The organism is Flavobacterium sp. SOK18b (assembly GCF_014156605.1).
Lineage (GTDB): Bacteria > Bacteroidota > Bacteroidia > Flavobacteriales > Flavobacteriaceae > Flavobacterium > Flavobacterium tiangeerense.
The window spans coordinates 1-8,966 of record NZ_QKNZ01000067.1; the positions used below are offsets into that span (position 1 = coordinate 1).

Here is an 8,966-nt window from a genome sequence, read left to right on the forward strand (position 1 = left end):
TTTATAAAGTCTTCTTCAGAGGTTTTTTCTTGGTCAATGAACATGTGTTTTTCCAAACCAAAATATATTTTTTTTAAAATTTTATTGTCAATGTTTAATAAGGATCTTTCATTGGTGAAGTTTGGTTTTGAAAGGATTTCAATTTTTTCTTCTAGACCATCAATTGTCATAGAAATATGATTTTCAAAATCTTCCAATGCTTTTTTTATTAAAACAAAGACACCCAATCTTTTATCGTTGTAATTATTTTTATTCTCACAAAAATTAGTAAATAAATACTTAGCACTTAAAAGATCATGCCACATATCATTTAAAACTCTATCACTCAAAACTGTAAGTTTCCTTATTTTGGATTGTTTTGAGAATTCAGTAATTTCAAATATATAGTTAATTAAAAGATCTAATTCATATGTACAATTTAAATATGCTTTTACTTCTCCCATAAATATCTTCTCGAAGTAAGGGTCATCAATAAGTCTAAGTGTGTAATCATGAAATTGATTTTTTGGTTGTACTTCAAAGTCCAGATAAAAAAAATAATTGAGAGTATCAATAGTAAGGGGATCGTCATTCCTGTATAGTGTGACATCAACAAGAAGGGTTAAAAACTGAAATTCATTAAATTTATTTATTTTCCTTTTGATGGATAAGTTTTCCTTAGGATCTTTACAATTATTTTTTAAGTATTTAGCAAATTGATCGTGATTTTTTGAATATTTGAAATATGAATATATCATAATATTAAAGTTTAATATTGGGTATTAAATTAGCAGCTTCCTTCATTTTTTGATCAACAATTTTTGCATAAATTGCGGTTGTGCGAATTTCTCTGTGTCCAAGTCTTTTAGATACAGTGTAAATGTCTGCCCCATTTTCAAGTAAAAGAACAGCATTCGTGTGCCTGGCGCTGTGAAACGTTATATGTTTTGATATTCCTGCTCGATTACACCAACGTACTATTTCATTATTGTATACAGCACTGTATTTTAGGCCTTTAAAAACTCTTTCTGATGGGTCTTGTCGTTCTCCAAACAACTCTCTGATTTGATTTGAAATATACAGATATTCAACTCCTTCAGTTTTTTGCTGACGAAAATTTATTCTACTAACTCCATTGTCTTCATCCCTTACTTCTGACCAAACTAAAGTATTTATGTCGCTCCACCGAAGACCTGACAATGCAGATGCAATAAAGGCTCGTTTTAAAATTTCATATTTGCAAGGAGTATTAGCTAGTGATTGTAGCTCTTGATGCGTTAGATATTCTCTTTGACTTTCCGCTTGTTCAAATGATTTTGTTTTCGAAGCATAATTTATTGATAAATAGCCATCATCAAATGCAGCTCTTAGACAAGCTTTGAACTTGTTATAATAAGAATATTTTGAATTAATTGACAGAGGTGTATCACTTTTTGTTTTAGCTTCTTTGTCAAAGTACAAACGAACTCGCTTGACAAAGTTCTCATCAACTTCATCAAATGTAAGATTTGATGAAATACATCTTTTTAGATGGAGAGAAGTTGCCGTCCAGTTCCCGTAGTTTTTAGGAGAGTCAATTTTTTCCTCAGTTTTCTCTATAAAATAATCTAAAAACAATCTTTTTGACTTAGACGTGTTTTTGATGTCAAACTTACCTTGAAAGTATTCCGCTTTACGGATAGATAATATTTGTTCACTTAAAGTGTCAATTTCTTTATTTTCTTTTTTTTCAGCAGCAGTCTTTGGATCTTGATTTGGATATAATTTTAGATACTCAAAATCTCTTAAATGAATCCTTTTGCCATCTAAGTTTAGAGTAGAACCCTTATAGTATTCAAGGTATAGACTGAACTTACCATTTTTTAACTTCTTTTTCTTTAAAGTAATATTCATAGGTGTACATTTTTACACCTTTTTTGTTCTGAGGTGTACATCGAGTGTGACAAATGTATGAATTAAAGTTATTACTAGAAAGCTAAAATACAGCTAAATCAATGGTTGTCAAGTTATAGAAAGTTAATAATGCTTAAAGAAAGTTCTTTTATTTCCCGATACAGAAATTCGCAAATATATTCCCCAGTAATTCATCATTCGTTACCTGACCGGTAATCATCCCGAAATGGTATAATGCTTCGCGGATATCAAGCGCCATCAAGTCGCTAGAAAGGTTGGTTTCAAGCGCGTATTTCACTTTGCTAATCTCATCAAGAGCTTTTAATAAGGAATCATAATGACGGGTGTTGGTCACAATGGTTTCGTTGTTGCGCAACGCACCGGTGTTGACAAAGGAAAGCAATTGGTTTTTGAGTTCGTCAACCCCTTCTTTATTTTTGGCGCTCAAAAGTAGTATTTCTGGAATTTCTTTCTTGATATGCTCAATCTCATTATCAGAATATAAATCTTTTTTATTTCCAATAATAATCAAGGGCTTCAAGGGAAATTGGTTCTTAATTTTCTCAAATTCAATCTGAACTTCTTTGATATTTTCAGCATCAAGAGTTCCTCCTTTGGGGGTTAGGGGGCTCAAATATAAAACCACTTGCGCTTGTTCTATTTTTTCAAAAGTTTTTTGAATGCCAATGCTTTCTACGTAGTCTTTGGTTTCTCGAATACCAGCTGTGTCAATAAATCTAAAACCAATGCCGCCAATGACTAATTCGTCTTCGATAGTGTCACGTGTTGTGCCCGCAATGTGAGATACAATGGCGCGTTCTTCGTTGAGTAAAGCGTTCAAAAGCGTTGATTTTCCTACGTTGGGTTCACCCACAATAGCAACGGGAATACCGTTTTTAATTACGTTACCCACCGCAAAGGAATCAATCAAGCGTTTTAGTACAAACTCAATTCGATTCAACAATTCGTGAAACTGGGTTCTGTCTGCAAACTCTACATCTTCTTCGGCAAAGTCTAATTCGAGTTCGATAAGCGAAGCAAAGTTTAAAAGTTCTTCTCTCAATTTGGCAATTTCATTAGAGAAACCACCACGCATTTGCTGCATCGCAATTTGGTGGCTGGCTTCATTGTCTGACGAAATTAAATCGGCTACGGCTTCGGCTTGTGATAAATCCAGTTTTCCGTTCAAGAAAGCGCGTAGAGTAAACTCACCTGCATCGGCCATTCGGCATCCTTTTCTAAGCAATAATTGAATAATTTGCTGCTGAATATACGTTGATCCATGACAAGAAATTTCTATGGTATTTTCGCCGGTATAGGAGTTTGGTCCTTTGAAAACAGAAACCAATACTTCATCGAGCGTTTTGGAACCATCCACAATATGACCTAAATGAAGGGTGTGGGTTTTTTGAGAGACTAAGTTTTTATTTTTTATGGATTTAAAAACACTATCAGCAATAGGAATAGCATCTTGGCCAGAAATTCGTATTATAGCAATTGCTCCGGCACCAGATGGTGTGGCAAGGGCAACAATGGAGTCTTGAGGAATCATTTTGATTTATTTTTATACAAAAGTAACCAAAATTGGTGGGAGCGCAAGACAACTGCCTTACTGAAAAATAATTTTGAAAATAGTGATGCTAGTATGACAAATGTCATACTTCTAGTGCAAGTAAGAGCTTATCTTTGTTACAACAACTAATCTTTTAACTACACATGCTATGAAAAAAATTCTTTTCCCTACCGATTTTTCTCCTGTTGCCACAAATGCTTTTGTACATGCCTTAAAATTTGCAAATACAGTAAAAGCTGAAATAGTATTGTTGCACACCTTTGATGCGCCTACTTATGATAGTTCATTTTTTCCTGCTAATTATACCATTTTATACAACTCAGTCGAGTTGAGTAAATTTGAACAGTTTAAGGATGAGGTTCCTAAATTACGAGCCATTGCAGAAGGGCTCAATTTGCAGCACATTACATTATCGCATAGATTGACTGAAGGCGATTTGACCTCTTGTATTTTTGATATTACGCAAGATGAAGATATTGATTTTATTGTCATGGGAACAAATGGAGTGCAAGGTTGGGACGATTTTTTTGCGGGTACCAATACGGCAAACATTATTACTGACGGAACTGTTCCCGTATTGTGCGTTCCTGGGGATGCTGAATACAGACCCATTCACCAAATTTGTTTTACCACTCGATTTAGAAAAAAAGACAAAAAAGCTTTAAAACAAGTTTTAGCTATAGCGCGCAAAACAGGAGCTAAAGTAAAATGTTTGTATGTAAAAACAGCTAGTTCTGATGTTACCAAAGATACGATTAAAGCTTGGGAAGATGAGTTTAGTGCCGACCCAGTAGAATTTCACGTTATGATTAGCGATGATGTACAAGGTTCTATTTACGATTTTATTCAGCAAAAAGACATTGATGTACTCACTTTGTTGCATTACAAAAGAAGCTTTTTAGCGGGTATTTTCAATTCGAGTTTAACACGAAAAATGGCCAATTATACTGATTTACCAATTTTAGCCATTCCTGCTGATATAGAATAGAAAAGAGCGGTTTTGTGGTATAATTTTAATAGTTGCTTGTATTGTTTTTCGAATTTAAAATGGTTCGACAGGAATTGTTTGATCCAATGAAAGTTATAAAAACGAAGCAGTTTATGAGAGTATCATATTTTAAAGCCTTTTGATTTTATAAACGTTTGCATAAATTACAATTGAAATCAACTCAATAATGCAGCAATGGAGCCTCTAAAGTTATAGATATTGCGCGACTTGTAGTATAGGGGCGCCATTGCTTTTAATTGAGATGGATAGGGAACTAATTTACTATATTTGTAAATCATCAATTCAAAATATGGAAATTTATAAATCAAGAGTTGCTCAATTTTCACAAGTAGCATCAACCTTAACAAAAAAGTACAATAGCATCAGTATAAGTAGATTACTGGCTATGGTGCTTTTTTTTGTTTCAATTTATAACTATTTAAAAACAAATGCTTTACTATACAGTCTGGCAGCTGTTTTTTTTCTGGTTTTGTTTATTTTTTTAATGCGTTTGCATACGGCTATAAATACTAAAAGAAAGATAAATAAGGCTTTAATTGACATTAATACTAATGAGATTTCTTATTTAGAGGGTAAAGCTATTCCTTTTGAAAATGGAATAGAATTTAATGATTTTCATCATCCGTATGCGTATGATTTAGATATTTTTGGTGCGCATTCTTTATTCCAAAATTTAAATAGAACAGCTACCTACATAGGAAAAAAAATATTTGCAAACCGATTGTTGTCCATAGCACCCAATACTGAGATTGAGCAAAATCAAGAGGCAGTGAGGGAGTTGTCTGCTAAAATAGAGTGGCGTCAAGAGTTTTTGGCTGTGGCCAAAGTAGGAGAGGACACGGCAACTAGTTACCAAAATTTAATGCGTTGGACTACATTTAATAGTGCACCGCTTTCGCGAATGACTGTTTTAATTTCATACCTATCACCGCTACTTTTCATTACTTTTTTGATATTGTATGCTGTAACTTCAAAACTTATTTTCGCCTCAATTCTGGGTTATGTTTTTATATTTAATTTGATGGTTTTAGGAAGGTTTGTCAAACGCATTCTAGCCGAAGTAGCCACCTCAACAAATATTGATATTACAATTCACCAATACAGTTTACTATTAGAAAAAATTGAAAAGGAGCCTTTTACATCTCAAAAACTAATTCAGTTGCAACAGCAATTAAAAATTGAAAATGGAAATGCCAGCGCGCATTTAAAAAAATTATCTGAATTGTTTTCTAATATGGATAGTATTGGAAATTTTGTAACTGCAACCGTTTTTAACGGAACTTTCCTTTTTAATTTGCATGTTTTTAAGGCTTTATTAAAATGGAAAAACAACAATGGTGTCGCGCTAGAGCAATGGTTGAACGTTATTGGTGAAATGGAAATGCTCAACAGTTTAGCAAATTTTGGGTACAACAATCCAGATTTTGTTTATCCAAGTTTAAACACCAAGTATGAAGTTGATTTTATAGGACTGAGTCATCCTTTGTTGAACAAAAAAACTAGGATTGGCAATGACGTTTGTTTTTATCCACAGTCTTTTATGATATTAACGGGATCTAATATGTCTGGCAAAAGTACTTTTTTGAGGAGTTTAGGTATCAATATTGTTCTTGCAGGAATTGGTTCTCCTGTATGTGCGTTACAAGCTAATATTCATCCTTTACCAGTGTTAGTATCCATGAGATTGTCTGATTCCTTAGCAGATAGTGAATCGTATTTTTTTGCTGAAATAAAACGCTTAAAACAAATCATGGACGAATTGCATCATACACCAGCTTTTATTTTACTAGACGAGATTTTGCGCGGTACAAATTCTGATGACAAGCGAAACGGTACCATAGAAGTAGTTAAGAAAGTGATTGCTAAAAATGCTATTGGTGCCATTGCTACGCATGATATTGAAGTTTGCCTTACTACAAATGAATATCCTGAAACCTTAGTAAATAAATGTTTTGAAGTAGAGATTGTTAATGATGAGCTCCATTTTGATTACAAACTTCGTGACGGAATTTGTAAAAACAAAAGCGCTACTTTTTTAATGAAAAAAATGGGAGTGATTTAAAAAAAATCATTATAAAAACAGGTTTTTATTTACGATAAAAACCTATTTTTATACTCTAATCTAATCAATTACGTTATGAAAATTAAACTTTTCAATTATTTTTTTCTTTTATTTACTACTTTACTTTTGGCACAACATCATAATTCTGCTTCATTTAAAAGTGTGATCAGAATGAATAAAAGAGCATTTAATGAGATAAAAAAAAAGAATAAAGAAGTTGATTCATTAGGATTTTATGTAGAAAAAGGAGATACGTTGATTGAGGTTTCAGGCTATGAATTAAAGGGTGTAAGAATTGCATACGAAGAAAAAGATTCCTTATTTTTAGAAAGATACAAACAACTTGTTTACAACAAAAAATATCAAAGAAAAGTAGATAGATTAGCACCAACAATGAAAATATGGAAAGATAAAATTAAAATTTACTTCGATAAATCAGTAGATAAATATTACAAAACCCATCTTGTTGATTTTGCCAAATATCTTGACAAGGAAGTTGATTCTTTAAAAATCAGTTTTGTAAAAAATAAAGAAGAGTCAAATTATGTTATTTATGCAATCGAGAATGATACTGATGTCAATTTAGATCCGAGAATTTTAAGTAAAGAAGGTTACTACTTGAACTGGAATGGTAAGCAAAACATTTATGAATGTACTTTAAAAATGAATAAGCAGCAAGATATAAGTAATGAGCAAATTTTAACTAATACAAAAATTCTTTTTTTTAAAACGTTAGGTTATTTTTTTCAAAACTATGACACCAGTAATTGTAGTAGTTATTTTTCAACGTGTAAAAAAGAAAAGAAAGTGTTTGATAAAAAAGATTTAGAAATTCTAAAATATCATTACTCTTATGGAATTTGCAAAGGTACTAACATTGATACATTCGAAAAAAATCATAAAGACGCCAAAGAAGCTTTGAAAAACGGTAATACAAAAATGTATTTCGTACACGAAAATTGAGTAATAAAAAAACCGCTATTCAAATATGAATAGCGGTTTTTTTCAATATAAAAATGGTTTGGTTAATAGCGTATGTTAAATGGTAATCTTAGCTGTTAAGCATTACTGGCATTACCAGCATGGTAACAGTTTCACCTTCCTCTAATCCATCAACTGGAGTTAAGATTCCAGCTCTGTTAGGTAAAGACATTTCAAGCATAATCATATCCGATTGTAAGTTGGTCAACATCTCGGTTAAAAAACGAGAGTTGTATCCTATTTGCATATCATCACCTTGGTAATCACAAGTCAATCTTTCTTCGGCTTTGTTAGAATAATCAATATCTTCTGCAGATACGTTTAACTCAGCACCAGCAATTTTCAATCTAATTTGGTGTGTAGTTTTGTTTGAAAAGATAGCTACACGACGCACAGAACTTAAAAATTGAGTACGGTCAATCATTAATTTATTTGGATTCTCTTTTGGGATTACGGCTTCGTAATTTGGATATTTTCCATCAATTAAACGACACATCAAAATGTAATTGTCAAAAGAGAAAGTAGCATTCGAATCGTTATATTCAATTTTAACTTCTGCATCCGAAGATCCTAAAATATTTTTTAAGATGTTCAATGGTTTTTTTGGCATGATAAAATCAGCCACTTGAGAGGCTGTCACATCAGTTCGAGCATATTTTACCAATTTGTGCGCATCAGTTGCCACAAAAATTAAACCTTCTGGCGAGAATTGAAAAAACACTCCAGACATTACAGGACGTAAATCATCATTACCTGCAGCAAAAATAGTTTTGCTTATTGCTGTAGCCAAAACATCAGCAGGAACAAGTGTTACAGATGGATCTTCAAGGTTTACTGATTTTGGAAATTCCTCACCAGGAGCGTACGCAAGCGCATATTTACCTGAGTTGGAACTTATTTCTATGGTACTGTTATCTTCTATAGTAAATGTTAAGGGCTGCTCTGGAAAAGTTTTAAGAATTTCCAAAAGTAATTTTGCAGGAACGGCAACGCTACCTTTACTTTCTGAATCGATTGATAAGGTTGCAGACATAGTAGTCTCTAAATCAGAGGCAGATACGGTCAATACATTATGATCTAGATCAAATAAGAAATTGTCTAAAATAGGTAATGTATTGCTGCTGTTGATTACATTCCCTAAAACTTGTAATTGTTTCAATAAGTATGAACTCGATACTATAAATTTCATCTGTTTTATTTTATTTTTTTAAGGTATTTCTTTATTCGTGAAATACGTTACATGTTACAAATATATCGTAAACTATTCTAGTTTGGAAACTTTTTTAGTAACATCTATTTACTAGATGTTCTTTTTCGAAAGAAAGTAAACACAAAACCGAATATCCCTAAAATAAGAATTGGTAACCCGATACTTAGTATTGGGGTACTGCTATAGTTTTCATAAAACTTTTCATTGTCTAATAAAGGTAAATCGAGATCCTTGCTTCGAATGTTAATAAGGCCATTAT

Annotated in this window: 7 protein-coding genes; 3 read left to right on the top strand and 4 right to left on the bottom strand. The window is 32.4% G+C overall.

The annotated features are described in order from the left end of the window. From DNC80_RS10775 to mnmE, 3 genes are all read right to left on the bottom strand, one after another. Positions 1 to 737, bottom strand: a 737-nt coding sequence (locus tag DNC80_RS10775) for a hypothetical protein (protein ID WP_182651228.1), incomplete at its 3' end; no start/stop codon positions are given. Positions 738 to 741: 4 nt separating this feature from the next. After that, positions 742 to 1,872: a site-specific integrase gene (locus tag DNC80_RS10780; RefSeq protein ID WP_182651229.1), complete on the bottom strand. Its 1,131-nt coding sequence runs from the start codon at positions 1,870 to 1,872 to the stop codon at positions 742 to 744. Between the two features lie 148 nt (positions 1,873 to 2,020). Continuing rightward, positions 2,021 to 3,424: a tRNA uridine-5-carboxymethylaminomethyl(34) synthesis GTPase MnmE gene (gene mnmE / locus DNC80_RS10785; protein ID WP_144892048.1), complete on the bottom strand. Its 1,404-nt coding sequence runs from the start codon at positions 3,422 to 3,424 to the stop codon at positions 2,021 to 2,023. Positions 3,425 to 3,593: 169 nt separating this feature from the next. Between mnmE and DNC80_RS10790 the strand changes: the two genes are divergently transcribed. From DNC80_RS10790 to DNC80_RS10800, 3 genes are all read left to right on the top strand, one after another. Beyond that, complete coding sequence (locus DNC80_RS10790) at positions 3,594 to 4,433, top strand: universal stress protein (RefSeq protein WP_182651230.1); 840 nt, start codon at positions 3,594 to 3,596, stop codon at positions 4,431 to 4,433. A 310-nt stretch (positions 4,434 to 4,743) separates the two neighbouring features. Beyond that, positions 4,744 to 6,516 (top strand): DNA mismatch repair protein, encoded by a 1,773-nt coding sequence (locus tag DNC80_RS10795; protein ID WP_182651231.1) that lies wholly within the window; start codon positions 4,744 to 4,746, stop codon positions 6,514 to 6,516. 75 nt (positions 6,517 to 6,591) lie between these two features. Beyond that, positions 6,592 to 7,479, top strand: coding sequence for a hypothetical protein (locus DNC80_RS10800; protein WP_182651232.1), 888 nt, complete (start codon positions 6,592 to 6,594; stop codon positions 7,477 to 7,479). An 88-nt stretch (positions 7,480 to 7,567) separates the two neighbouring features. Here the strand turns inward: DNC80_RS10800 and dnaN are convergent, their stop codons facing one another. Next, positions 7,568 to 8,686 (bottom strand): DNA polymerase III subunit beta, encoded by a 1,119-nt coding sequence (gene dnaN, locus DNC80_RS10805; RefSeq protein WP_144892040.1) that lies wholly within the window; start codon positions 8,684 to 8,686, stop codon positions 7,568 to 7,570. Positions 8,687 to 8,966: the final 280 nt, after the last annotated feature.